We start from the raw sequence: 23,372 nt of genomic DNA on the forward strand, positions 1-23,372 counted from the left end.
CGACATTAAGCGCGAAATCAGCCCTGCCGGCGCCCGTCGGGATCGAATTGGTGCGATACCGGAATCTCGACATCGGGCTGGCTGCGTCCTTCGGCAACCGCGCGTTCGAGCTGGAACACGAAGGCCAGGATCGTGGCGACCGCGATGAACAATTCTTCGGGGATCGTCCGCCCGGCGCGCACGGTGAAATAGATGGCGCGGGCGAGTTGCGGATATTCCAGGATCGGGATGTCGGCGCCGCGGGCAAGCTCGCGGATTGCCAGCGCGACATCGCCCCGCCCGCGGGCGACGACGACCGGCGCCGCATCGACGCCCGGGCGATAGCGCAGCGCGACCGAGAAATGCGTCGGGTTGGTGAGCACGACCGTCGCGTCGGTCACCGCCTTGCGTGCCGACCCGCTCAATATTTCATGCGCCCGCTGGCGCTGCGCCTGCTTGAGCTCGGGAGCGCCGTCCGACTGGCGCATCTCCTCTTTGACTTCCTGCTTGGTCATCATCAGCCGCCGGTTGCGCTGATACCATTGGGCGGGAACGTCGATCAGCGCGATCACCACCAGCCCGCCCGCCATAGCGAGCATCGAATGGCCGATGGCGCTGCCTGCGAGCCCGATCGCCGCATTGAGGTCGGTCGACGCCATGGTCATGATCGCGGGCAGATTGACCGCGATCAGCCAATAGCCGATCGTTCCCAGCAGCAGAACCTTGGCGATCGACTTGACCAGTTCGATCAACCCCTGCGGCCCGAAGATGCGCTTGAGGCCGTTCAGCGGATTGATGCGGTTACCCTTGAAATTGAGCGCCTTGCCGCGCCAGCCGAGCGAACCGAGCATCGCGGGCGCGGCGATCGCGGCGACGAAGGCGAGCGCGAACAGGCTGCCGAGCGGCAGCAGAATCTCGACCCCGTTGCGCATCACTGCTTCGCCCGGCGCAAAATGCGCGACATCGTCGGCGTTGAGCGTCAGGCCGCGTTTCATGAGGTCGCCCGCTGACTGAACGAGCCAGCCGCCCGCAGCAAAAAGCCAGCCGGCACCCGCGAGCATCATCAGCGCGGTCGCAAGTTCGCGCGACATCAGCACATCGCCCTCGCGTGCGGCATCGGCGCGCTTTTTCGGGGTTGGCTGTTCGGTTTTCTGGTCCTTGTCCGACTGTTCGGCCATCGTCAGCCCCCCGCGAGCAGGCGCGCCATGTCGAGCGCGTCGGAGAGGAAGCGGGCGATCGCCTCGGCCATTGCGGGGGTCGCGATGCCGAGCAGGATGACCCCGGCAAGCAGCGTCGCCGGCAGGCCGACGGCGAACAGGTTCATCGCCGGAGCCGAGCGCCCGATGACGCCCATCACCATCTGGACCATGATCAGCACGAAGCCGACAGGCAGGGCGATGGTCAGCCCCGCCGCGAACATCAGGCTGCCGAAGCGCAAGATGCCTTCGATCGCGCCATAGGAGGGAAAGGCGTTGCCCGGCGGCAGCGCATTATAGCTCTGCACGATGATCTCGATGAGCAGCAGATGGCCGTTCGCCGCCAAAAACAGCGCGGTGGCCAGCATCGAGAGGAACTGGCCGACCGCCGAGCTCATCTGTCCGCTCATCGGATCGACCATCGCCGCAAAGCCGAGGCCCATCGCGTTGCTGATCGCCTCGCCCGCGAGCAGTGCCGCGGCGAGACCCATTTGGAGCACGAAGCCGATCGCGAGGCCGATCACGACCTCGCCCGCGACGAGAAGCAGGCCGGTGAAGGACACGAGCCCTTCGGGCGGCAGATGGAGCCCCGACGCCGCGACCGCGGGAACGCCGACCGCGAGCGCGATAACGAGGCGCAGCTGCACCGGCACGTTGGTCGCCCCGAACACCGGCGCGGCCAAAAAGGCGGCGCCGGGGCGGATCATCCCCAGCATCCAGAGCTGGAGCATCGCCTCGATATTCGGGATATCGGCCGGGTTCATCGCGGCCCTATCGGACCAGATTGGGTATCTGGGCGAACAGGTCGCGGGTGAAATCGGTAAGCAGGACCAGGATACTGCTGCCGAAGATCGCCAGACAGATGGCGGTGATGATGAGCTTTGGTACGAAGCTGAGCGTCTGTTCGTTGATCGAGGTCGCCGCCTGGACCATGCCAAGCAGCACGCCGATGACGAGCACCGGAATCAGGATGGGCGCCGAGGCGAGCGCGAGAATCCAAAGCGCCTGCTGTGCGACACCGATGAAATAATCGGCCTCCATCGCCCTATGTCCCGAACGATGAGGCGAGCGACCCCATCGTCAGCGCCCAGCCGTCGACGAGGACGAAGAGCAGCAGCTTGAACGGCATCGATATGACCGTCGGCGACAGCATCATCATGCCGAGCGACATGAGCGCCGAGGCGACGATCAGGTCGATGACGAGAAAGGGCAGAAAGATCAGGAAGCCGATCTGGAAGGCGGTCTTGAGTTCGCTGGTGACGAAGGCGGGCAGCAGGATCGAAAAGGGGACGTCCTTCGGGCTCGCATATTCGGGCGCCTTGGCGATCTTGGCGAACATCATCAGGTCGGTCTTGCGCGTCTGCTTCATCATGAAGCCGTGGAGCGCGTCGCCCGACCGGACGACCGCCTCGCCGATGTCGATCTGTTCCTGACCATAAGGGGTGATCGCGACGCGGTTCACCTCGCTGAGCACCGGCTGCATCACGAATAGCGACAGGAAGAGGCTGAGCCCGACGAGTACCTGGTTGGGCGGCGTCTGTTGCAGGCCGAGTGCGTGGCGCAGGATCGACAGCACGATGATGATGCGGGTGAAGCTGGTCATCATCAGGAGCAGCGACGGCAGCACCGTCAGCAGGCTCATCAGCAGGAGGATCTGCAGCGACAGGCTCAATGGGCGGCCGTCGCCGCCGATTTCGCCGACCGCGCGGGTCAGTCCGTCCGCCGCCTGCGCATGCGCCGCGGGCGCCGCGGCGACGAACAGCGCGATGCCGCCGGCAACCGCCGCGCGGCGCAGCCAGCGGCTGCGCGCCGGGGCGGCGTCAGTCGACATGAAAATCGCCCTGGCTGTTGTCGGCAAGGCGCGTGATGCCGTTGCGCGATACCGCGATCAAAATCTGTTGCCCGGCAAATTCGACCACCGCGAGCTTCGACCCCGGACCGAGGGGGAGCACGCCGACAAGGTCGACCGGCCGATCCTGTTTCGCGCCGCCGCCCAGCGGCACGCCCATCTGGACGCGCTTCCACAGCCACAGGCTGCCCCAGGCCATGCCGCCGACGATCGGCAGCAGGATCAGCAGGCGCAGGATATATTCGAGCATCAGGCCCTCCGGTCGAAGCCGGCGATGCCGCGGTCGGGCGCGACGACTTCGGCGACCTGGATACCGTAGCGGCCCTCGACGCTGACGATCTCGCCCTTCGCGATCAGCGTGCCATTGGCATAGATGTCCAGCAGGTCGGTCGCCGCGCGGTCGAGTTCGATCACGCTGCCTTCGGTCATCGTGAGCAGCTCGGCGAGCGTCATCGAAGTCGATCCGACCTCGACCGAGACACGCAGCGAAACGCCGGCGAGCAGGTCGAAATTGGGGGCGGCGGCAATCGTCTTGCCTTCGCGGCGGTCGCGCTGCGGCGCTGCGGGCGCGTCGCTGAGGTCAGTCATTGTCCGGTCCTTTTTCGATTTGATCGATCATGATGGCGGCGTTGCCATTGGCTTCGCCGATGCTGCCGAGCGCGAATTTGCGTCCGGCGACGGTCACCGGCACCTGGCGCGGCATGGTGATGGGGATGATGTCGCCGACTTCGAGCGACAGAAGTTTGACAAGGCTGATCTCGGGACGCGCGAGGACCGAACGCACGGGCAGGCGGACGTCCTTGAGTGCCTTGTTGAGCGCGTTCGACCAGACGGGATCGGTCTGCGGCAGGTCGCGCATTTCGGGCACCGGTTCGGCCCCCGCGATTCCGCGCAGCGCCGCCTGCGGATAAGCGCACATTACGGTCTTGCCATCGAAAGGCGCGCCGCGCAGCGTGAAGCGCTGGACGAGCAGTTCGTCGTCGGCGCGCACCGCGGCGAGCTTGGCGCTTTCGGTGGTGACGAAATCGAGTTCGGGATCGATCGGGTGCTTGTCGCGCCACGCGGCGGCGAGCTGCAACCCCATGTCGCGGCCGAGGCGCGCGGCAAAGCGTTCTTCGGCGTCGGTCAGATCCTCGCGCTCGCCCGCGGGCTGACCCTTGCCGCCGTAAAAGATGTCGACGAGCTGGAGGACAAGCGCGCGGCCGCCGGTGATCAGCACCGGCCCCTTGAGCGGCGGCGCGTGATAGCGCCAGAAAATCGCCGGTTCGACGACGGCGCACCAGTCGGCAAAGCGCATCGCTTCGGCGGGCGCGCGCTCGATCTGCACGAGCGGCGCGCCGAGAGCGCGCACCAGATCGCGCAGGCTGCGCGCGAACTGGTTGCTCACGGCGTCGAGCAGCGGAAAGGCATAGCTGCCCTCCGACCGGCGGAGCAGCAGCGACGCCTGCGCGTCGGCCTCCTGCCGCGCCGCGGCGTCTGCGGCCGCTACGGGTTTGGCGTTTAGCGTCACTGAATCACCAAGCTTGTGAAATAGACATTGTCGATGCCCCCGAACCCCTCCTTGTCGCGCAGTACTTGGTTAATCGCATTGGTCAACTGGCGTTGAAGCCGCTGTTTGCCCTGCGACGTCGAAAGCAGCGCCGGATCCTGTTCGGCAAGCGTCATCAGGACGGCCGACCGGATCGGCACCTCCTGCCGCTTGATGTTGGTGATCAGCTTGCCGTCATAATAGGTCGACAGGCTGATCCCGACCTGAAGAAAGCCCGATCCGTCGGCCAGATTGGTCGTGAAGGGCTGTTCGATCGGATAATAGGTGATCTCATATTTGCGGGGATCGACCTTGTAATGATCGTTGGGAACGGAGACGGTGCCGACCTTCAGCGGCGGCGCGCCGCCGCCTTCGCCGCCCTCGCCCGAGGCCGCTTCTTCCTTTTCGCTGCGCTCGACCAACTTGGGGTAATTGTCCTGCGGCGTCGCCTTATGCTCGCCGAGGCCGCCACCCAGATAGATGCCCGCGCCCGCGCCGGCGCCGATCAGCGCGGTTCCGCCGACGCCGACCACCAGCAGCTTCTTCATCTTGCCGCCCTTCTTGGGCGCTGCTTCGGGGGCCTTGTCCTTGCTCATCTCGTCGGTTCCTTTCGATATCAGGCAAAGCGGCCGCGGCGGTTCGCGGCGCTGTCGTCGTCGCGCGCGTCGGCGCGATCATTGGCGGTTTCGATCAAATGGCTCGCGTCGGGCGCAGCGCCGCGTCCCTGGTTCTGGCCCTGTCCCTGACCCTGGGCAAGCGACGGGCGCCCGGCCTGATCGGGGGTGCAGGTCACTTCGGCGCCGGCAACGCGGACGCCCTGCTGGCGGAGATCCTCGACCAGTCGCGGCTGTGCGGCGGCGACGATCGCGGCGGTGCTTTCATGCTGGGTGTCGAGCTTCATCGACACGCTGTCGCCGTCGAGTTTCATCGCGACGTCGAGCCGGCCGAGGTGGCGCGGCATCAGGCGGAAGCTGAGGTCGCCCTTGTCCGATTTGGTCGCGGCGATATCGGCGGCGAGCTGCGCGATCCAGCGATCATCGCTCGTCAAGTCGAGCGTGCGTTCGGCGAGCGGCGCCGCTTGTGCCGGGGCGCCGTTGCTTGTGGCGCCGGGCGTGGCGGGCTGATTGAACAGCACGGTCATGGAAGCGCCGCCTTCGGCACGGATCGGCTTGGCCGCGGGTTCGGCGGCGGGCGCCGGCGTAGCGGTGGCGCTCTCGGCCTTCGCAGGCGTTACCGCGGGTGCGGTGGGGGCGTCGCGGCCTTGCGGCGCGGCCGGGGCCAGCACAGGCTTGGCAGCCTTCGCGGGCTTGTCGGCAACCGGCGCGGAGGCTTCGGGCACCACGCCATTCGCGGCGGCAGGCGCCGGATTGAGAGGCAGGGTCACGGCGGGAGGCGTCGTTCTCGCCGTCGCGGCAGCGTCGGCCGTAGGCGCGGCGTCGGTCGCTTCGGCATCGGCGTCGTCGGTGCCGGTCTTCGCCGGATCGACGGCTGGCTTGGCGGGCTTGCCGGTCAGGGCGGCGAGCAGGCTGGCGGCATGTGCCGCGGCATCCTGCGCATCGGGTTGCGGGACCTCCGGGCCACCGCGCTTGGGCGCGGCCTTGGGCGACGTGTCGTCGGCCGGGATCGCGGGCGCGGCTTCGGTATCGGCGGCGGGTGCCGTCTTGGCCTCGGTAGCGGGCTTTTTGCCGCCGACGATGGCGGCGAAATCGGGTGTCACGACGTGCGGCGTCCCGGCCGCGGTGGTGCCGTCGGGGTTGGTGGCCGTAGGCGGCAGGGCATCCGCTGTCGGCGCTACCGCGCCCGCCGCTTCGGCGCCTGCGAGCGCGATCACGCTCGCGGCCGTCGCCGTCGCCTGAGTATCGCCGGTCGGCGCAGCGCCGGGCGTGCCGGTCTTGCCAATCGTCGCGGCTCCGGGAAGCGCGGCGAGGAGCTGGCTGAAGCCGCCGTCCTCGCCGGCGCCGCTGGCGGGCGCCTGGCCGATATTGGACAGAAAGGCCGCGAAGCCGGGCTGGCTCGCGCTCTGGGGCAGGCCGGGCATCATTGCGGGCCGCCTTCGACCAGGCGCAGGCTCATCGTGCGGCGGCGGTGCGGGCGGTTAGCGTCGGCGCGGCGTTCCATCTCGACTTCGGCCGACTTGCGGCTGCGTTCATAGAGGCGCACCGCCGATTCTTCCTTCATCAGCGCGCTCTGCGCAAGCACGCCCATTTCGTCGCGGCGCGCGCTGGCGTTGACCAGCGGGGTTGCAAGATTTTCCTTCGCCATGTCGAGCCGCATGCCAAGTTCGCCGACCGTATTGAGCGCGCGGCCCGCGACGACGCCGCGGGCGACCGCGAGGTCGGCGCGCAGCGCCTCGAGGCGGCGCGACAGCTCGACGAGGCTTGCAAGCTCGCCATTGGCGCGCGCCAGATTGGCCTCCGCCATCTGATGTTCGACGGTGCGCACGCGAATGATACGTTTGCGGCGTGCGGTGCGGGCGGTCATGCAGAATATCCTTCGATGAGTGACTGGCGTGCGGTCTGGAAATCGACCTGGGTGCCGGCGGGCTGGGTAACGAATGCAAGCTGGTCGGCGCGCCGCGCGATGGCGGTGTCGAGCACCGGATCGGTGCCGGCGACATAAGCGCCCATCAGCATCAGGTCGCGATTCTCTTCATAGGCGGACCAGAGCTGGCGGAAGCGCGCGGCGGCGGCGGCGTGATCGGCATCGACCGAATCGGCCATGGTGCGCGACAGCGACCGGGCGATGTCGATCGCGGGATAGACCCCCTGTTCGGCAAGCTGGCGCGAGAGGATGATATGCCCGTCGACGATCGCGCGCGCCGAATCGACGACCGGATCCTCGATGTCGCCGCCATCGGCGAGTACGGTATAGAGCGCGGTGATCGACCCGCCGGTGAGGCGGTCGTTGCCGGCGCGTTCGACGAGCGAGGGGATAAGCGCGAAGGTCGAGGGCGGATAGCCCTTCATCGTCGGCGGTTCGCCCAGCGTCAGCCCTATCTCGCGCTGCGCGTGCGCGACACGCGTCAGGCTGTCGATCAGCAGCAGCACCTTCTTGCCGTCCTGACGAAAGGCTTCGGCGATCGCGGTCGCGCGCATCGCGGCGCGCAGGCGAAGCAGCGGCGGATGGTCGGCGGGAACCGCGACCACCACCGATTTCTTGCGGACGGCGGGCGGCAGCTTGGTCTCAACGAAGTCGCTGACCTCGCGGCTGCGCTCGCCGATCAGGCCGACGACGATCACGTCGCATTCGGTGCCCGCGATCATCTGGCCCATCAGTACCGACTTGCCGACGCCCGACCCCGCGATGATCGCGACGCGCTGGCCTTCCCCGACGGTGAGCAGGCCGTTGATCGCGCGCACGCCCATGTTGAGCGGTTTGGTCACCCGGCCGCGGCGCAGCGGATTGACCTTGCGGCCGGCGAGCGGCCACTGGAACTGCGACTTGACCGGCGGGCGGCCGTCGAGCGGATTGCCCTGCGCGTCGATGATGCGGCCGAGCAGCGCCTTGCCGACGGTCACCATGCTCGACGCGCCATGCGGTTCGACCGGCGCGCCGGTGACGAGAGGCATGTTGGTGTCGAAGGGCAGCACGAGACTGCGGTGCCCGCGAAAGCCCACGACCTCGCCGTTCACATATTCGTTGTTCGCCGACTTGATGCGGACATTGCTGCCGAGCGGCTGGGGAAAGCCTGATACTTCGAGCATGATGCCTTCGTGCGCGACGAGCGTGCCGATGCGGCGCGGCGATGCGTCACTGAGGTCGACGGGGTCGAGCAACTGGCGGGCGGACATGGCGAGGCGGCGCGTCATGTGGCGCCGCCCTGGCCGCCGAGTGCGGCACGCAGCTCGTCGAGGTAGACCGCGCGGCCATGTTCGATCCAGCCGGCCGAGGTTTCGACACGGACGGTGCCGCGCGCCATCGACGGATCGCTTTCGATCGGCAGCGCGATCGGCGCGTCGACGAGGAGCACTGCGTCGGCGGGATTGACCCACAGGGTGCGCGCCTTGTCAGCTTCAGCGACCAGCGCGGCGGCGGTTTCGGCCTGCGCGCGCAGCCAGTCGGCCTCGATCGGCGCCGCCTCGACGATCTGGCGGACGAGCCGCTCGACCGTTTCGGCGATCAGCTGCGCGAGTTCCTCGCTGGGTTCGTCCTGCAGCGCTTCGGCGGCGGCGACCATCGCGAGCAATTGCTGGCGTTCGACCGCAAAGGCGGCTTCGGCCAGGCGCTGGCCTTCGGCAAGCCCGCGCGAAAAGGGGTCGTCGGCTGGCTCGGCCGCCACTTCGGGGGCCGGCGCTAGCGGAGCGCTGCGCGGTTGGCCGAACTGCAGCGGGCGAAAGCCGCCGTCGCGCGCCATCGCATGCGCCAGTGCGGCGACGGTCGATTCGGACGCGAGATCAGACATAATCGTCGCCCCCGCCCGCGAGCATGATTTCGCCCGATGCTGCCATCTGGCGGACGATCTGCATGATCGACTTCTGCGCTTCGTCGACGTCGGTGCGCTTGACCATCGTCATTTCGGCCATTTCGTCGCGGATCGTTTCCGATGCGCGCTGCGACATCGTCGACAGGCACAGATCGACCATGTCGGCGTCGGTACCCTTGAGCGCGACCGCGAGGATCGCTGCATCGACCGAGCGCAGCACGGTGCCGATGCTCTTCTTGTCGAGCTCGCGCAGATTTTCGAAGATGAACATCTCTTCCTCGATCGCCTGTGCCAGCAGCTTGTCCTGCTTCTTGAGCGCGCGGATCGTGCGTTCGGACAGCGACTTGGGCATTTTCTTCATGATCTTCGCGACGTCGCTCGGGCCGCCGATCGGCTGCTTGGCGACGCGCTGGCCGCCGACATTGGCGGAAGCGAGCACCGATTCCAGATCCTCGATCGCGGCGGCCGGGACGGTGGTGAGCTGCGCCGCGCGCAGCACCAGATCGGCCTGCAGCACCTCGTCGAGCGTTTCGATGGCGCGCGCGGCGACGTCGGGGATCAACACCGACAGGATCAGCGCGCCGACCTGCGGATGTTCGCTGGCGAGCAGCGCGCTGATCGCCTCGACATCCATCCAGCGCAGCATCTCGAGCGACGCGGCGCTCGACTGCGGCGCGACGGCGGCCAGGATATTGTCGGCGCGGACATTGCCTACCGCCTGATTGATGACGGTGCGGATACGCGTTTCGGCGCCGATGGCGAGCGCGCTGACGTCGCGGCTGCGCACGACGAACTGGTCGAGCGCTTGTTCGATCTGGGTTTCGCTGGCGTTGGCGGCGTCGAACATGCCCTTGGCAAGCAGGCGCACCTCATCGGGATCGAGATGCTTGAGGATGGTGGCGGCGTCGCCTTCCTCGAGCAGCATCAGCAGGATCGCGGCGGCGGCCGATCCTTCGATGGCGGGGCGCAGGCCGACCGCGGGTGCGATCTCGCCGGCGACGTCGGTGTCGTCAGCCATGGGTGCCCTCCTGCATCAGCTGGCGCACGACGAGCGCGGCACGCGCCGAGTCCTGGCGGACGAAGGCGCGGACCAGATTGGCGCGCGCTTCATAGCTTGGCGCGGCCTCGATCATCTCGAGCGTGATTGCGCTGTCGCCACGCGGCGCGTCGAGCGCGGCGCGGCTTTCGGTGGCGGTGAGCAGCGACTGTTCGATTTCGGCATCGCGTTCGGCGCGCGCGGCGGCGCGCTGTTTGGCCGACTTGATCATCGGACGGCCGATGAACAGAAAGGCGAGCAGCGCGGCGAGCACGGCGCCGATCTGCTTGGCGAGCGGCATGAACCACGGCTGGTCATAGAAGGCGGGAGCGACATCGTCGACCTTCGCAAAGGGGCGCTGGCTGATCGCGACGACGTCGCCGCGCGTCTGATCGTATCCGACCGCGCCCTTCACCAGCCCCTCGATCTTCGCGAGGTCGGCCTGGGTCAGCGCCTTCTGGCCCTGGTTCAGCGCGACGGCGATCGACAGGCGCCTCAGGCGGCCCTGCGGTTGGTGCGTAACCGAGATTTCGCGGCCGACCTCATAGGCGCGGGCCGAATTTTCGTTGCTCTGCGTGTCGGTGGTCGGGGCGCCGGCGGGCGTCGGCGCGGGGGCATTGTTCGTCACCGTAGTTGCCTGCGGCGGCTGGTTCGACAGCGCGCCGGGGATGCCCACGGCGGGCGGCGTGCTCTGGCCGCTGACGACCCGGCTCACCTGTTCGGTGCGCAGCGCGCGGTCGTTTTCGGGGAAGCTTTCGCGCGTCGCCTGGCTTTCCGACATGTCGACGTCGGCGTGGACCTCGACCGAATAATTGCCCGAGCCGAGCATCGGACCGAGCAGCGTTTCGAGCGCGCGGCGGAAGCGATCCTCCATCTGCATCTGGAGCTGGAAGCTCTTCATGTCGCCGCTGCTGGCGCCGTCGGAGAGCAGCGCGCCGCGCTGGTCGATCACTTGGACCTCGTCGGCGTTCATGCCGGGAACCGAGGAGGCGACGAGGAAACGGATCCCCTGAACCTGCGCGTCGCTGAGGTTGCGGCCGTTCTGCAACGTCAGCATCACCGACGCGGTTGCGGGCTTGTCGTCGCGGACGAACAGGCTGGGTTCGGCGGCAGCGATGTGGACGCGCGCGGTCTTGACCGCGTCGATCGTCTCGATCGTACGCGACAGGTCGGCTTCGCGCGCCGAGCGCAGCGTTTCGCCTTCGATCGCGCGGCTCGACCCCATCGGGAGCGAGGCGATCAGGCTGTCGCCGCTCGGCTGCGCCTTGGGCAATCCCTGCCCGGCGAGCGCGATGCGCGCCTGATACAGCTTGTCGGCATCGACGGTCAGTGCGCCGGTCGTCGGATCGATGGTGTGGCCGATCCCCTGCGACTGGAGCGCATCGGCGACGGCGGCCTTGTCGCTGTCGTCGAGCCCCGCGAAAAGCTGCGCCTGCGGCGCCGACTGGGTCATGAAATAGGCGAGCGCGGTCAGGCCGATCGCGGTCGTCGTGGCGATCGCGGGCAGCGCGCGCTGGACGGCGGGCTGGCGGACGAACTGCTGGACCGGCGCAAAGCGGCCGCCCATCGCAGGGAGGGGCAGCCGGTTCGTATCGGCAACGGGGGCGAGGAGTTGAGCTTCGGCCATGGATTACACCGGCATGTTCATGATGTCGCGATAGGCGGACAGCAGCTTGTTGCGGACCTGCAACGTGGTTTCGAAGCCGAGCGAGGCCTTCTGGCGTTCGATCATCACGCTGACGATGTCGTGCGTGTCGCCGCGTTCATAGGCTTCGCTGAGGTCGCTTGCCTTCGCCTGCTGGGTATTGACCTGCTGCAATGCGCTGGCGATCGCCGATCCGAAATCGGGTGCCGCACCGGCACCCGCGGCGCCGCCCGCAGCCGCGCCGCCGGCGGCGCGCTGCAGCGCCTGGTTCTGATTGAGAATCGAACTGCGCATTTGCAGCAGTCGGCTCTGGTCAATCGTGCTCATAAGCTTTCATCCGTCCTGGTGCGCGGCGGTTCGCCGCACGCACAAAGAGTAATGCAAAGCTCGTGCCAAAAATTCTTTTCGTTGAAAAACAGCTATTTGATAGAGTGATCCTATCGCCGCCTGCGCTCCGCGGCGTTTTTTTGACGCGCCGGCTTAATCCGCCGCCGCCGCCGCCGTTACAGCTTTCGTGACCGCTCGCTGAGCCCTCACACCACGGGAATGGCCAAGGGGCCGGAAAGGAACATTATGACTGTCATCAACACCAATGTGAGCGCGCTTCGCGCCCAGAACAGCTCGCGTGTTGCCAATCGCATGCAGTCGCAGGCTATGGAACGTCTGTCGAGCGGCAAGCGCATCAACAGCGCCAAGGACGACGCCGCCGGCCTCGCCGTCGCAACTCGCATGCAGGCTGCCTCGCGCGGCTTCACCCAAGCGATCCGCAATGCCAACGACGGCATTTCGCTGGCGCAGACCGCCGACAGCGCTGCGGGCAGCGTTTCGGACATCCTGGTTCGTATGCGCGACCTGGCGATGCAGGCTTCGACCGGCACTCTCAGCGATGCCGACCGCGGTCTGGTGCAGAAGGAAGTTACCGCACTTATCTCGCAGATCGGCGACATCGTCGGCCAGACGACGTTCAACGGCAACAAACTGCTCGACGGCAGCGTCACCGCAGGCTTCGATATCCAGACTGGCATCAACACCGGTGAAAACGTGAACATCACGATCGGCAAGCTTGATGCGACGACGCTGGGCGTCAACGCGCTTTCGGTTGCCACGGCTTCCGGCGCGACCGGTGCACTGGCGACGCTCGACACCGCGATCACCACGGTCGCCGGCGAACGCGCCAACCTCGGTGCGCAGCAGAACCGTCTTGAAGCGGCTGTCGATAATTTGACGTCGCGTGTCACCAATCTGGACGAATCGCGCTCGCGGATCGAAGATGCCGACTTCTCGGCTGAATCGACGAAGCTGGCGGCGGCGCAGATCCTGTCGCAGGCTTCGACCGCGATGCTCGCCCAGGCGAACCAGAGCGCCCAGGGTGTGATGAACCTGCTGCGCTAAGCGCGGAACATCGCAAACATCTCAGGCTATATTTGGTTGGTCCCTTTAATAGCCTGATCGGATGCCCCGGCTCCCCACAGCCGGGGCATCTTTTTGCGTACGGGGCGGAGGCCTCCCCGCTTCAATGAAAATCGCGTGACTTGGGCAGGATGCGGACATTGCGGGGATGGCCGTGCCGCGCGCCCGGCGCGCGGTCGCGCGGCATTTGCGGGTGCTTGACCTCGTCGGCCCGGCACAAGTCGGGATCGAAGCCGCGATCGCTGCCCAGTGCGTCGAGCATCGCGGTGCGATCGACGATGCGGGTCGCCATCAGGTGGATGACGCCCTCCTTGCTGCGCTGCACCTCGCCTTCGGCCAGCATCAGCCGCGACGCCATGACGGCGCGGCGATAGCGTTCGAAATGGCGCGCCCATAGCAGGATGTTCACGATCCCGCCCTCATCCTCAATGGTGATGAAGATCGCATTGCCCTTGCCCGGCCGCTGGCGGATCAGCACGACCCCCGCGGTGCAAACGATCGACCCGTTCTTTGCCCCCGCAACTTCGCCCGCGCTCAGCACGCCTTCGCGCGCGAAGGCGGGACGCAGAAAGGCCATCGGATGGCCCTTCAGCGACAGGCGCGTCGTCTGATAATCGGTCAGCACCTGTTCGACCGGAGGGATCGGCGGCAGGCGTGCATCGTCTTCGGTGCCCAGTTCGTCGGCGCCCGCCGCACCGAACAGCGGCAACACCCCCTGACGGACGCGCCGCGCGTCCCATAGCGCGGGGCGCCGATCGAGTCCCATCGACCGGCATGCATCCGCATCGGCGAGCAGGCGCAACGCCCGCGGAGGCAGGTTCGCGCGGCGCGCGAGTTCCTCGACCGACGCGAAGGGCGCGGCATTCCGCGCGTCGGCGATCAGCTTCGCCCACTCCTGGCGAAACCCGTCCACCTGCCGAAAGCCGAGCCGCAGCGCGAGGCTGCCGTCGGCGCGGGGTTCAAGGCTGCTGTCCCAATCGCTGGAATTGACGTCGACCGCGCGCACCTCGACGCCATGCTCGCGCGCATCGCGGACAAGCTGCGCCGGCGCATAAAAACCCATCGGCTGCGAATTGAGCAAGCCGCAGGTGAAGACGGCGGGGTGGTAATGCTTGATCCATGACGAGACATAAACAAGCCGCGCAAAGGACTGCGCATGGCTTTCGGGGAAGCCATAGCTGCCAAAACCCTCGATCTGCTTGAAACAGCGTTCGGCGAAATCCTGCGTGTAGCCGCGCCGCACCATGCCGCCGATCATTTTGTCCCGGAAATTCTCGATCGTCCCGACGTTGCGAAAGGTCGCCATCGCGCGGCGCAGGCCATTGGCCTCGTCGGGCGTGAAATCGGCGGCCACCATCGCCAGCTTCATCGCCTGTTCCTGGAACAGCGGCACGCCGAAAGTCTTGCCGAGCACGTCGTGCAGTTCGTCGGGCGGGTGCGGCGGGGCAGGCTCGGGGAATTCAACCGGCTCCTCGCCGCATCGCCGGCGCAGATAGGGGTGCACCATGTCGCCCTCGATCGGGCCCGGCCGGACGATCGCGACCTGCACGACAAGGTCATAGAATATCCTGGGTTTCAGGCGCGGCAGCATGTTGATCTGGGCGCGGCTCTCGACCTGAAAGACCCCGATGCTGTCGCCGCGCTGGAGCATTTCATAGACGGCCTCGTCGCCGCAATCGATGTCGACCTCCAGCGTATGGTCGCCCAGCCCGTGCGCCCGCATCAGGTCGAAGCATTTGCGGATGCAGGTCAGCATGCCGAGCGCGAGGACATCGACCTTCATCAGGCCGAGTGCGTCGATATCGTCCTTGTCCCATTCGATGAAGGTGCGGTCCTCCATTGCGGCATTGTGGATCGGCACCAGTTCGTCGAGCCGCCCTTGGGTCAGCACGAAGCCGCCGACATGCTGCGACAAGTGACGCGGCGCCTTCAGCAATTCGCCGACGAAGCGGTGCAATCGCTCGATTTCGCCATTATGGGGGTCGAGCCCGGCTTCGGCCAGCCGTTCGACCGGCACCTCGTCGCCCCAGCTTCCCCAGCTCGTATCGGCGAGCCGCGCGGTCACATCCTCACTGAGGCCCAGCGCCTTGCCGACCTCGCGGATCGTGCTGCGCGGGCGATAATGGATGACGGTCGCGGCGATCGCGGCGCGGTCGCGCGTGTAGCGGCGGTAGATATATTGGATCACTTCCTCGCGCCGCTCATGTTCGAAATCGACGTCGATGTCGGGTGGCTCGTCGCGCTCGGCCGAGACGAAGCGCGAGAAGAGCAGGTCGTGCTGCATCGGATCGACCGAGGTGACGCCGAGCAGGAAGCAGACGATCGAATTGGCCGCCGATCCGCGCCCCTGACAGAGGATCGGGGGTTCTTGCGCGCGCGCGAAACGGACGAGATCGTGGACGGTGAGGAAATAATAGACGTAATTCCGCCGCCGGATCAGCCGTAGTTCGTTGCCTATCAGCTTGCGGACTTTCGCCGACAAGGGCGTGCCATAGCGCGCTTCGGCCGCTGTCTTCACCAGATGGTGCAGATAGTTGAAGGGCTTCCATCCCGGCGGTACCGGCTCGTGCGGATATTCATAGCGCAGTTCGTCGAGCGCGAAGCCGATGCGGTCGAGCAGCCGCGCGCTTTGCTCGACCGCTCCCGGACAGGCCGCGAACAGCCGGCGCATCTCGGCCGGCGCTTTTAGATGGCGTTCGCCATTGGCGTGGAGACGCCGGCCTGCCCTGTGCAGTGTCGTGCCCTCGCGGATACAGGTGACGATGTCGTGGAGCGGGCGCTGCGCGGGGGTTGCGTAAAGCGCATCACAGGTGGCGAGCAGCGGGACGTTCACCGCCGCCGCCAGACGGTGTAGTCGCGCCAGCCGCCGCGCGTCGGCACCTCCCCGGGGCATGGTCGCGGCGAGCCAGAGCGATTTGGGCCGTGCGTGCTTGAGCTGGCGCAGCAGGGTCTCGTCGCCCTCCGTCGCGATCAGCAACAGATCGTCGCAATAGGCGAGCAGATCTTCGAGGTGAAGGATGCAGTCGCCCTTCTGCGCGCGCAGATTGCCGGTCGACAACAGGCGCGTCAGGCGGCCCCAGCCATGGCGGCTGACCGGATAGGCGACAATGTCAGGGGTGCCGTCGGCGAATGCGAGCCGGGCGCCGACGACCAGCCGGAATCTCGCCACCGCCTCCGGCTGCTTGATCTGCAGCTCTTTCAGGAAGGCCCAGGCCCGCACCACCCCCGCGACGCTGTTGCGGTCGGCGATGCCGATGCCCGTCATGCCGAGTTCGAGCGCGCGCGCGACCATTTCGGCGGGGTGCGAGGCGCCGCGCAGGAAGCTGTAGTTGGTCGCAGCGATCAGCTCGGCGAAACCGGGATCGGCGTCGGGACAAGGCGCGCTCATGCAAAGACCCCATGGATATACCAGCGCGGGTCGGGCTTTTCATCGTAGAGGCCGTGGCGGAACAGCCAGTAACGGCGACCCTGCGCATCCTCGACGCGGTAATAGTCGCGCGTCAGCCCGGCATTGTCGCGGCGGCGCCACCATTCGGCCGCGATGCGTTCGGGGCCTTCGAAGCGGCGTACCGCATGGAGCGTGCGGCGCCAGCGGAAGCGCTGCGGCGGGCCGTCGGGGACTTCAGCGATCACTTCGATCGGCTGCGGCGGGTCGAACAGGTGAAAGGGGCGCAGCGGCGGTTCGCCCGGCTCGGTCGCGGTCCAGGGCGTCGGCGGCGGCGCCTCGACCGCGGGCAAGGCAAGCTGCGCCTGTTCGGGGATATGGGTATCGGCGCTGCGCAGCCGCCGGACGCGCCCGCGCCCGAGCCGGGTCGCCAGCCGGTCGGCGAGTTCGTCGACGGCGGCGGCGCCCGGCGCGGTGTTCGCCGCGCCGCCCTCGAGCCTGAGCTGACCGGCACCCAGCGCCTCGATCCGCGGCACGGCGAGGCGGATCATGTCGAAACCGAAACCGGGGTCGATCGGATCGCGCAGGCTGTCGATCCGTTCGGCGAACAGACGCATGACCAGATCGGCGTCGCGCGTCGGCTGGCCGGTTTCGATTGCGATGCTGCGCGCCAGCCCGTCGCTGCGAAAGAAGGTCGCGCGAAAATGGCGCCCGCCCTTGCCGCGTTCGCCGAGCGCGACGGCGGCCTCGGCGGCAAGCTCGGCGAGCACAGCAGCGGCATGGGCGCTGCTGCCTAGCGGTTCGGCGAAACGGCGCTCGACGACGATCGGCGGGGGCCGGATGCGCGGGTCGAGCGGGCTCGGTGCATCGCCGAGCAACCGGCGCAGCGCGTTCGCCGCCTCGGCCCCGAAGCGCGCGGCGATCGCGGCGACCGGGCGGCCCGAAAGATCGCCGATCGTCTTGAGCCCCGCGCGGACGAGCGCGGTCGTCGCCTCCGCCTCCAGCCCCAGCGCCGCGACGGGCAGGCGGCGCACCGCCGCCGCCTCGTCGGGGGCGGGGAGCGCCTGGTAGCGGGCGAGCGCGCGCGCCGCATCGGCGGTGCCGGCAAGCGCGCTGCGCAGCGTCATCCCCAGCCGGTCCATGCGCTCTTCGACATCGGCGACAAGTTCTGCTTCGCCGCCGAACAGATGCGCCGCGCCCGCGATGTCGAGGATCAGCCCGTCGGGGGCATCGAGCGCGACGAGCGGCGTGTAGCGCGCGCAGCCCTGCGCGAGCCGGTCGAGCCAGGCGGCATCGGCGACGGGATCGTGCGGCACGACGGCAAGGTCGCCGACCTGCGCGCGGGCATCGGCGAGCGGCATGCCGGGGCCGAGCCCCAGCGCCGCGGCGTGCGGATCGACGCTCGCAAGACGGAGTGCCCCGCGCTGCTTTTCGGCAAAGACGATCGGAGCGTCAGGCGGCGGCGCGGCGCGGCACAGCCGTTCGGCCGGGAGCCACGGGAAGAAGAGCGCCAGATAGCGCCGCCCCCCGGAAGACTTGCTCATCGCGATTCCATTCCATCTGCCAGCGGGCGCCCGCGGGGCCGCCGCGCCAGCGTATCAGGTCGAGGGTGAAGCCCGGCGCGCCCGGCGCATCGGCCTCGAGCGCCGTCGAGGGCGCGGCGGCGACCGTCCAGCGCGTTTCCGCCACGCTGGGAGCGGGAAGCGTATTGAGTCGCAGCATCAGGAGCACGGTCCCCGCATCGCGTGCGCCGAGTGCCAGCCGCCGCCCCGCGGTCAGGTCGAGCGCGGGCCACGCTCCCCAGCTTTCGACGATCACCGCCGCCGAGCCGCCGCACCGCACCGCGTCATTGGCGCAGGCGAGGAGCATTTTGGGGTCGGCGGTTTCGACGAGCAGCAGCCGGTCGGGGTCGCCGCCAAGCTCGGCGATGCCAGGCGCATAGATATGCCCCGCGCGCCGTGCGGCATCGGCGGTGCGCAGCCACAGCAGCGGCGCCGCGCCGGGCGTACGCAGCGCGAGCAACGCGGCAAAGGCCGCGGCGCTCGTCGCATCGAGCGCGTTGGCTGCGAAAAATTCATGCGTCTTGCCGATCGCCAACCCGCCGCCGATCGCCGCATCGAAATCCGCATGGCCACTCGCCAGCCAGCCGCCATCGCCCCCGCCGGACGGGGCGCCGCTATCGGCGAGCCGGGCGACGCGTTGGCGCAGCGCGGCGAGAGAGGAAGACGACTCGCGCATAATGTTCCTGATTTGTTCTATTAGCGCGCGAGCGGATGGGGTTGTCAAGCGGAGTCGGGATTCGCTTCTGGATGGCGCTCTAAGGCGCCGCGGACCCCGCGCTGCTGTCGCCGCCGAGCGCGCGGAACAGGGCGATGCGGGTCTGGACGAGCAGCAGGCCTGTCGCGATTTCGCTGCGCCGCGCGGCATAGAGGCTGCGCTGCGCGTCGAGGCTGGCGAGGAAACTGTCGACCCCGCCCTTGTAGCGCGCATCGCTGAGTCTCGCCGTGTCGGCTGCGGCTTCGGTGTTGGCGGCGGCGGCGCGGACCCGCTCGGCGATCGTCCCTTGCACCGCGAGCGCGTCGGCGACTTCGCGAAAGGCGGTCTGGATCGCGCCTTCATAGCTGGCAAGCGCGGCATCGCGCTGCGCCTCGCTCACCGCCACCCCGGCGCGGCGGCCACCGAAATCGAAGATCGAGGCGCTGGCATCGCCGCCCGCCGACCAGGCGAAGGAACCCTTGTCGAACAGGCTCGACAGCGCGTCGCTGGCAAAGCCCAGCAGGCCGGTCAGCGAAATCGTCGGGAACAACCGCGCGCGCGCGACGCCGATATCGGCATTGGCGGCGCGCAGCAGATATTCGGCCTGGATCACGTCGGGCCGCCGCAACAGGATTTCCGACCGCATCCCGGCCGGGGGCGCCGCAACCGCGGGCGTCACCTCGGCCAGGCTGGCGGGGAACAGCGCCGGATCGACATCGCCGCCGACGAGCAGGCGGATCAGATTTTCGTCCTGCGCGATCGCAGTCTGCTGCTGCGCGATCGCGTCCTCGGCGGTCGCCAATATCTGTTCGGCTTGCCTGAGGTCGGTGCGCGGCGCGACGCCGCCGTCGAGCCGCGCCTTCGTCAGCCGGACATTTTCGCGCGCATTGGTCGCGGTTTCCTGCGCAATGGCGAGCAGGTCGCGGTCGGCGCCATAGGCGGCCCAGGCATTGGCGAGATCGGCGATCAGGCTCAGCCGCACGGTGCGCGACGCGGCCTCGGTCGCCAGCGCGCGGTCGCGGTCGGCGGCATTCGCATTGGCGAGGCGCCCGAACAGGTCGAGTTCGAAGGCGGTGACCCCGCCTTGAAGCGCGAAACTACTGCCCGCGCCGCCGGAGCCGCCGGTGCCGCCGCGGTCGGCATAGTCGCCGCTCGCGCTGACGCCAATCGCCGGGAATTGCGCCGCCCGGCTGACCCGCACCTGCGCGCGCGCCGCCGCCAGATTGGCATAGGCGGTGCGCAGGTCGCGATTGTTCGCGAGCGCCTGTTCGACGAGCGACTGGAGCCGCGCGTCGGTAAACAATTGTTTGTAGGACAGGATCGGCAGCGCCGCCTCGCTCTGGATCAGATAGGCGTCGCCGACCGGCCAGCCTTGCGGTACCGGGGGCGGCGGTAACGCCGTCTTCGGCGCAAGCGAACAGCCCGCGAGCATCAGCGGCGCTGCGATCATCAGGAAGGGCGCGCGTTTCATGCCGTCACCTCCGCGTCGCCGTCCTTTTTGCCGAAGCGCTGGCGCAGCGCGGCAAGCCCGTCGCGCACGCCGCGGCGGACGAGCACGAAGAAGAGCGGAATGAAGAAAATGGCGAGCAGCGCGGCGGTCAGCATGCCGCCGATCACCGACGTGCCGATCGCGACGCGGCTGTTGGCCCCCGCACCGGTCGCAATGGCGAGCGGCAGGACGCCGAAGATGAAGGCAAAGCTGGTCATCAGGATCGGACGCAAACGGATGCGCGCCGCCTCGACCGCTGCCTCGATAACGCGGCGACCCTTGCGTTCCTCCTGTTCGGCGAACTCGATCATCAGGATCGCATTCTTCGCCGCCAGTCCCATCGTCGTCAGCAACCCGATCTGCAGATAGACGTCGTTTTCCAGCCCGCGCAGCGTCACCGCGAAAACCGCGCCGACCAGCCCGAGCGGAATGATGAGCAGCACCGCAAGCGGGATCGACCAGCTTTCGTAAAGCGCGGCAAGGCAGAGGAAGACGACGAGCAGCGACAGGCCATAGAGCAGGGGCGCCTGCCCCGATGACAGGCGTTCCTGATAGGACGCGCCCGCCCAGGCGACGCTGGTGCCGGGAATTTCGGCCGCCATCCGCTCCATCTCATCCATCGCCTCGCCCGAACTGACGCCGGCGGCTGCCTGCCCCGAAATTTCGAACGCCGGGACGCCCTGAAAGCGCGACGTGCTTGCCGGGGTGGTTGACCAGCCGATGCTCGAAAAGGCCGAGAAGGGCGACATCTCGCCATCGGACGATCGGACATACCATTGCCCGATATCGTCGGGCTTCGCGCGATAGGGGGCGTCGCCCTGGACATAGACGCGCTTGACGCGGCCCTTGTCGATGAAGTCGTTGACGTAGCGGCCGCCCCAGGCGGTCGCCAGCGTGTTGTTCACATCGCCGTTGCTGAGGCCATAGGCGGTCAGCCGCTGCGTATCGATATCGACCTTCAACGTCGCGACATCGGGAAGATCGCTGAGCCGAACCGAGGTGAGCTTGGGATTGGCATTGGCCATGTCGAGCAGCCGGTCGCGCGCCGCGATGAATTCGGCGCGGCTCATCCCGCTGCGGTTCTGGAACTCCATCGTAAAGCCCGACGAATCGCCAAGACCCCGCACCGCGCCGGGAACGAGGGCGAAGACCTGCGCGTCGCGCAGGCCCGACAGCGCCTTGCGCGTCCGGTCGGCGATCGCGTCGGCGGTGTTTTCCTTGCCGGGACGGTCGTCCCAGTGGACGAGATTCAAAAAGCCCTGGCCGGTATTCTGGCCGGTAGCACCGCCCCCGCCGCCGCCCGCGACGAGGAAGAGCGCGCCGACATTGGCCTTTTCCTGGCTCAGCAGATATTTTTCGACGCTGTCGCGCACTGCGAGCGTGCGTTCCTGCGTCGCGCCCGCGGGCAAGCGGAACTGCACCGAAACGCGGCCCTGATCCTCATTGGGAAGAAAGCCGGTCGGCAGGCGCACGAACATCAGCACCAGCAGCACCAGAATGATGGCGTAAATGCCAAGGAACAGCCATTTGCGATCGACGACGCGGGTCACGCTGCCGACATAGCCGCGAACCGTGCGGTCGAACCGCGTGTTGAAGCCGTCGCGGGCGCGGATCATCGCGGCGTGCACGCGCGGGAAACGGTGCGGCCGATCCTCGTCCCCGCCATGGCTGCGCGGCTTCAGCAGGGTCGAGGTCAGCGCCGGGCTGAGGATCAGCGCGACGAGTACCGACAGAGCCATCGCCGACACGATGGTGATCGAGAACTGACGATAGATGACGCCCGTCGATCCGCCGAAAAAGGCCATCGGCAGAAACACCGCCGACAGCACCATCGCGATCGCGATCAAGGCGACCTGCAATTCCTTCATCGACTGGATCGTCGCCTCGCGCGCCGACATGCCGGGATTCTCTTCCATCAGCCGCTCGACATTCTCGACCACCACGATCGCGTCGTCGACGAGCAGGCCGATCGCGAGCGTCAGGCCGAACAGGGTGAGCGTGTTGATCGTGAAACCGGCGATATAGAAGACGCCGAAGGTGCCAAGCAGCACGACCGGCACAGCGATCGCCGGGATCAGCACCGCGCGCCAGCTTTGCAGAAAGACGAACATCACCAGCACGACAAGCAGGATCGCCTCGAACAGCGATTTCTGCACTTCGCTCACCGACAGCTTGATGAAGGCGGTGGCGTCGTTGGCATAGGCATAGGTCAGGCCGTCGGGGAAATCCTGCGCCAGTTCGGCAACGCGCGTCTTGACCCGGTCGGCGGTTTCCAGCGCGTCGGAGCCGGGCGACAGCGAGATCGAGATGCCCGCGCCCGGATGGCCGTTGATGCGCACGATGGTGCCGTAATTTTCGGCGCCGACCTCGACCCGCGCGACGTCTCTGATCCTTACGGTCGACCCGTCGGGCAGCGTCTTGAGCACGATATTCTCGAACTCTTCGGGCGTCTGCAACCGCGACTGGGCGGTTACGGTCGCATTCAGCATCTGTCCCTCGGGCGCCGGGGTACCGCCGACCTCGCCCGCCGCGACCTCGCTGTTCTGCGCGGTGATCGCGGTGACGACGTCGCCGGGCATCAGCGACACCGCGGCGAGCCGCTGCGGGTTCAGCCAGATGCGCATCGCATGCGGCGAGCCATAGACATTGACGTCGCCTACGCCTTCGACGCGCGACAGCGGATCCTGCACGTTCGACGACAGATAGTCGGACACATCCTGGTTCGATCGCGTGTCGGTGGTGTCATAGACGCCGACGAGCAGCAGCGAATCCGAATTGGACTTGGTGACGCGCACGCCCTGACTCTGCACCTGTTGCGGCAGGCGCGAGATGGCGGAGGCGATCTTGTTCTGCACCTGCACCTGCGCGATGTCGGGATCGGTGCCCTTGGCGAAGATGGCAGTAATCGTCGCCTGCCCGCGCGAACTCGACTGCGAGCTGAAATAGAGCAGGCCGTCGATACCGGTGAGCTGTTGCTCGAGCACCTGCGTGACGCTGTTCTCGATCGTCTCGGCGGAGGCGCCGGGATAGCTGGCGCGGATATTGACCTGCGTCGGCGCGATGTCGGGATATTGTTCGATCGGCAGCGAAAACAACGCGCCGAGCCCGCCGAGCATGACGACGATCGCCAGCACCCAGGCGAAGATCGGCCGATCGATGAAAATGCGCGACATGGG

The 23,372-nt window shown here is 67.6% G+C and carries 21 protein-coding genes; 1 reads left to right on the top strand and 20 read right to left on the bottom strand.

Features of this window, described 5'->3' with window-relative positions:
• Positions 1-17 precede the first annotated feature (17 nt).
• The 15 genes from flhB to fliE are packed head-to-tail and all read right to left on the bottom strand — an operon-like array spanning position 18 to position 11,983.
• Positions 18-1,157, bottom strand: coding sequence for a flagellar type III secretion system protein FlhB (gene flhB, locus L0963_RS00795; RefSeq protein ID WP_062901630.1), 1,140 nt, complete (start codon positions 1,155-1,157; stop codon positions 18-20).
• 2 nt (positions 1,158-1,159) lie between these two features.
• Positions 1,160-1,939, bottom strand: a complete 780-nt coding sequence (fliR, locus tag L0963_RS00800; protein ID WP_003041447.1) for a flagellar biosynthetic protein FliR — start codon at positions 1,937-1,939, stop codon at positions 1,160-1,162.
• 7 nt (positions 1,940-1,946) lie between these two features.
• Positions 1,947-2,216, bottom strand: coding sequence for a flagellar biosynthetic protein FliQ (locus tag L0963_RS00805; RefSeq protein ID WP_058812234.1), 270 nt, complete (start codon positions 2,214-2,216; stop codon positions 1,947-1,949).
• A 4-nt stretch (positions 2,217-2,220) separates the two neighbouring features.
• Positions 2,221-3,006: a flagellar type III secretion system pore protein FliP gene (gene fliP, locus L0963_RS00810; RefSeq protein WP_062766124.1), complete on the bottom strand. Its 786-nt coding sequence runs from the start codon at positions 3,004-3,006 to the stop codon at positions 2,221-2,223.
• Positions 2,996-3,274 carry a flagellar biosynthetic protein FliO gene (locus tag L0963_RS00815; protein ID WP_003041439.1) on the bottom strand — a complete coding sequence of 93 codons (279 nt, stop codon included), beginning with the start codon at positions 3,272-3,274 and terminating at the stop codon, positions 2,996-2,998. Before L0963_RS00815 ends, fliP begins: the two co-directional genes overlap by 11 nt.
• Complete coding sequence (gene fliN, locus L0963_RS00820; protein WP_003041437.1) at positions 3,274-3,612, bottom strand: flagellar motor switch protein FliN; 339 nt, start codon at positions 3,610-3,612, stop codon at positions 3,274-3,276. The genes L0963_RS00815 and fliN overlap by 1 nt, the downstream gene beginning before the upstream one ends.
• Complete coding sequence (locus tag L0963_RS00825) at positions 3,605-4,534, bottom strand: flagellar motor switch protein FliM (RefSeq protein WP_062901631.1); 930 nt, start codon at positions 4,532-4,534, stop codon at positions 3,605-3,607. The genes fliN and L0963_RS00825 overlap by 8 nt, the downstream gene beginning before the upstream one ends.
• A complete protein-coding gene (locus L0963_RS00830) occupies positions 4,531-5,148 on the bottom strand; it encodes a flagellar basal body-associated FliL family protein (protein ID WP_062901632.1) in 618 nt (205 codons plus the stop codon). The genes L0963_RS00825 and L0963_RS00830 overlap by 4 nt, the downstream gene beginning before the upstream one ends.
• A 20-nt stretch (positions 5,149-5,168) precedes the next feature.
• On the bottom strand, positions 5,169-6,593 hold the full coding sequence (locus L0963_RS00835; protein ID WP_202988220.1) for a flagellar hook-length control protein FliK: 1,425 nt from the start codon (positions 6,591-6,593) through the stop codon (positions 5,169-5,171).
• Positions 6,590-7,033, bottom strand: a complete 444-nt coding sequence (locus L0963_RS00840) for a hypothetical protein (protein WP_062901634.1) — start codon at positions 7,031-7,033, stop codon at positions 6,590-6,592. Before L0963_RS00840 ends, L0963_RS00835 begins: the two co-directional genes overlap by 4 nt.
• Positions 7,030-8,361, bottom strand: coding sequence for a FliI/YscN family ATPase (locus tag L0963_RS00845; RefSeq protein ID WP_062901635.1), 1,332 nt, complete (start codon positions 8,359-8,361; stop codon positions 7,030-7,032). Before L0963_RS00845 ends, L0963_RS00840 begins: the two co-directional genes overlap by 4 nt.
• Positions 8,358-8,954 carry a FliH/SctL family protein gene (locus L0963_RS00850; protein WP_234178473.1) on the bottom strand — a complete coding sequence of 199 codons (597 nt, stop codon included), beginning with the start codon at positions 8,952-8,954 and terminating at the stop codon, positions 8,358-8,360. Before L0963_RS00850 ends, L0963_RS00845 begins: the two co-directional genes overlap by 4 nt.
• Entirely contained in the window at positions 8,947-9,993 is a 1,047-nt protein-coding gene (locus L0963_RS00855; RefSeq protein ID WP_062901637.1) for a flagellar motor switch protein FliG, read from the bottom strand. Before L0963_RS00855 ends, L0963_RS00850 begins: the two co-directional genes overlap by 8 nt.
• Positions 9,986-11,638: a flagellar basal-body MS-ring/collar protein FliF gene (gene fliF, locus L0963_RS00860; RefSeq protein ID WP_062901638.1), complete on the bottom strand. Its 1,653-nt coding sequence runs from the start codon at positions 11,636-11,638 to the stop codon at positions 9,986-9,988. Before fliF ends, L0963_RS00855 begins: the two co-directional genes overlap by 8 nt.
• A 3-nt stretch (positions 11,639-11,641) precedes the next feature.
• The gene (gene fliE, locus L0963_RS00865) at positions 11,642-11,983 is read right to left on the bottom strand and encodes a flagellar hook-basal body complex protein FliE (RefSeq protein WP_003041419.1); all 342 of its coding nucleotides are present in this window, start codon (positions 11,981-11,983) and stop codon (positions 11,642-11,644) included.
• A 246-nt stretch (positions 11,984-12,229) separates the two neighbouring features.
• On the opposite strand from fliE, the gene L0963_RS00870 reads away from it, so the two are divergent.
• Positions 12,230-13,048, top strand: a complete 819-nt coding sequence (locus L0963_RS00870; RefSeq protein ID WP_003041418.1) for a flagellin N-terminal helical domain-containing protein — start codon at positions 12,230-12,232, stop codon at positions 13,046-13,048.
• A gap of 121 nt (positions 13,049-13,169) precedes the next feature.
• Here L0963_RS00870 and L0963_RS00875 read toward each other — a convergent pair whose 3' ends face one another.
• The 5 genes from L0963_RS00875 to L0963_RS00895 form a co-directional block, all read right to left on the bottom strand.
• Entirely contained in the window at positions 13,170-16,454 is a 3,285-nt protein-coding gene (locus L0963_RS00875) for an error-prone DNA polymerase (RefSeq protein ID WP_062901639.1), read from the bottom strand.
• Entirely contained in the window at positions 16,451-17,995 is a 1,545-nt protein-coding gene (locus L0963_RS00880) for a Y-family DNA polymerase (RefSeq protein ID WP_062901640.1), read from the bottom strand. The genes L0963_RS00875 and L0963_RS00880 overlap by 4 nt, the downstream gene beginning before the upstream one ends.
• On the bottom strand, positions 17,904-18,689 hold the full coding sequence (locus L0963_RS00885) for an ImuA family protein (RefSeq protein ID WP_234178474.1): 786 nt from the start codon (positions 18,687-18,689) through the stop codon (positions 17,904-17,906). Before L0963_RS00885 ends, L0963_RS00880 begins: the two co-directional genes overlap by 92 nt.
• A gap of 79 nt (positions 18,690-18,768) precedes the next feature.
• A complete protein-coding gene (locus L0963_RS00890) occupies positions 18,769-20,178 on the bottom strand; it encodes an efflux transporter outer membrane subunit (RefSeq protein WP_062901642.1) in 1,410 nt (469 codons plus the stop codon).
• Positions 20,175-23,369 (bottom strand): efflux RND transporter permease subunit, encoded by a 3,195-nt coding sequence (locus tag L0963_RS00895; RefSeq protein ID WP_234178476.1) that lies wholly within the window; start codon positions 23,367-23,369, stop codon positions 20,175-20,177. Before L0963_RS00895 ends, L0963_RS00890 begins: the two co-directional genes overlap by 4 nt.
• Between the last annotated feature and the right edge of the window lie 3 nt (positions 23,370-23,372).

Source organism: Sphingopyxis sp. NFH-91, assembly GCF_021401285.1.
In the GTDB taxonomy this organism is placed as follows: Bacteria; Pseudomonadota; Alphaproteobacteria; order Sphingomonadales; family Sphingomonadaceae; genus Sphingopyxis; species Sphingopyxis terrae_A.

Coding starts and splice junctions, on each gene's coding strand:
- flhB (WP_062901630.1), bottom strand. CDS start 1,157: ATGGCCGAACAGTCGGACAAGGACCAGAAAACCGAACAGCCAACCCCG.
- fliR (WP_003041447.1), bottom strand. CDS start 1,939: ATGAACCCGGCCGATATCCCGAATATCGAGGCGATGCTCCAGCTCTGG.
- L0963_RS00805 (WP_058812234.1), bottom strand. CDS start 2,216: ATGGAGGCCGATTATTTCATCGGTGTCGCACAGCAGGCGCTTTGGATT.
- fliP (WP_062766124.1), bottom strand. CDS start 3,006: ATGTCGACTGACGCCGCCCCGGCGCGCAGCCGCTGGCTGCGCCGCGCG.
- L0963_RS00815 (WP_003041439.1), bottom strand. CDS start 3,274: ATGCTCGAATATATCCTGCGCCTGCTGATCCTGCTGCCGATCGTCGGC.
- fliN (WP_003041437.1), bottom strand. CDS start 3,612: ATGACTGACCTCAGCGACGCGCCCGCAGCGCCGCAGCGCGACCGCCGC.
- L0963_RS00830 (WP_062901632.1), bottom strand. CDS start 5,148: ATGAGCAAGGACAAGGCCCCCGAAGCAGCGCCCAAGAAGGGCGGCAAG.
- L0963_RS00835 (WP_202988220.1), bottom strand. CDS start 6,593: ATGATGCCCGGCCTGCCCCAGAGCGCGAGCCAGCCCGGCTTCGCGGCC.
- L0963_RS00840 (WP_062901634.1), bottom strand. CDS start 7,033: ATGACCGCCCGCACCGCACGCCGCAAACGTATCATTCGCGTGCGCACC.
- L0963_RS00845 (WP_062901635.1), bottom strand. CDS start 8,361: ATGACGCGCCGCCTCGCCATGTCCGCCCGCCAGTTGCTCGACCCCGTC.
- L0963_RS00850 (WP_234178473.1), bottom strand. CDS start 8,954: ATGTCTGATCTCGCGTCCGAATCGACCGTCGCCGCACTGGCGCATGCG.
- L0963_RS00855 (WP_062901637.1), bottom strand. CDS start 9,993: ATGGCTGACGACACCGACGTCGCCGGCGAGATCGCACCCGCGGTCGGC.
- fliF (WP_062901638.1), bottom strand. CDS start 11,638: ATGGCCGAAGCTCAACTCCTCGCCCCCGTTGCCGATACGAACCGGCTG.
- fliE (WP_003041419.1), bottom strand. CDS start 11,983: ATGAGCACGATTGACCAGAGCCGACTGCTGCAAATGCGCAGTTCGATT.
- L0963_RS00870 (WP_003041418.1), top strand. CDS start 12,230: ATGACTGTCATCAACACCAATGTGAGCGCGCTTCGCGCCCAGAACAGC.
- L0963_RS00875 (WP_062901639.1), bottom strand. CDS start 16,454: ATGAGCGCGCCTTGTCCCGACGCCGATCCCGGTTTCGCCGAGCTGATC.
- L0963_RS00880 (WP_062901640.1), bottom strand. CDS start 17,995: ATGAGCAAGTCTTCCGGGGGGCGGCGCTATCTGGCGCTCTTCTTCCCG.
- L0963_RS00885 (WP_234178474.1), bottom strand. CDS start 18,689: ATGCGCGAGTCGTCTTCCTCTCTCGCCGCGCTGCGCCAACGCGTCGCC.
- L0963_RS00890 (WP_062901642.1), bottom strand. CDS start 20,178: ATGAAACGCGCGCCCTTCCTGATGATCGCAGCGCCGCTGATGCTCGCG.
- L0963_RS00895 (WP_234178476.1), bottom strand. CDS start 23,369: ATGTCGCGCATTTTCATCGATCGGCCGATCTTCGCCTGGGTGCTGGCG.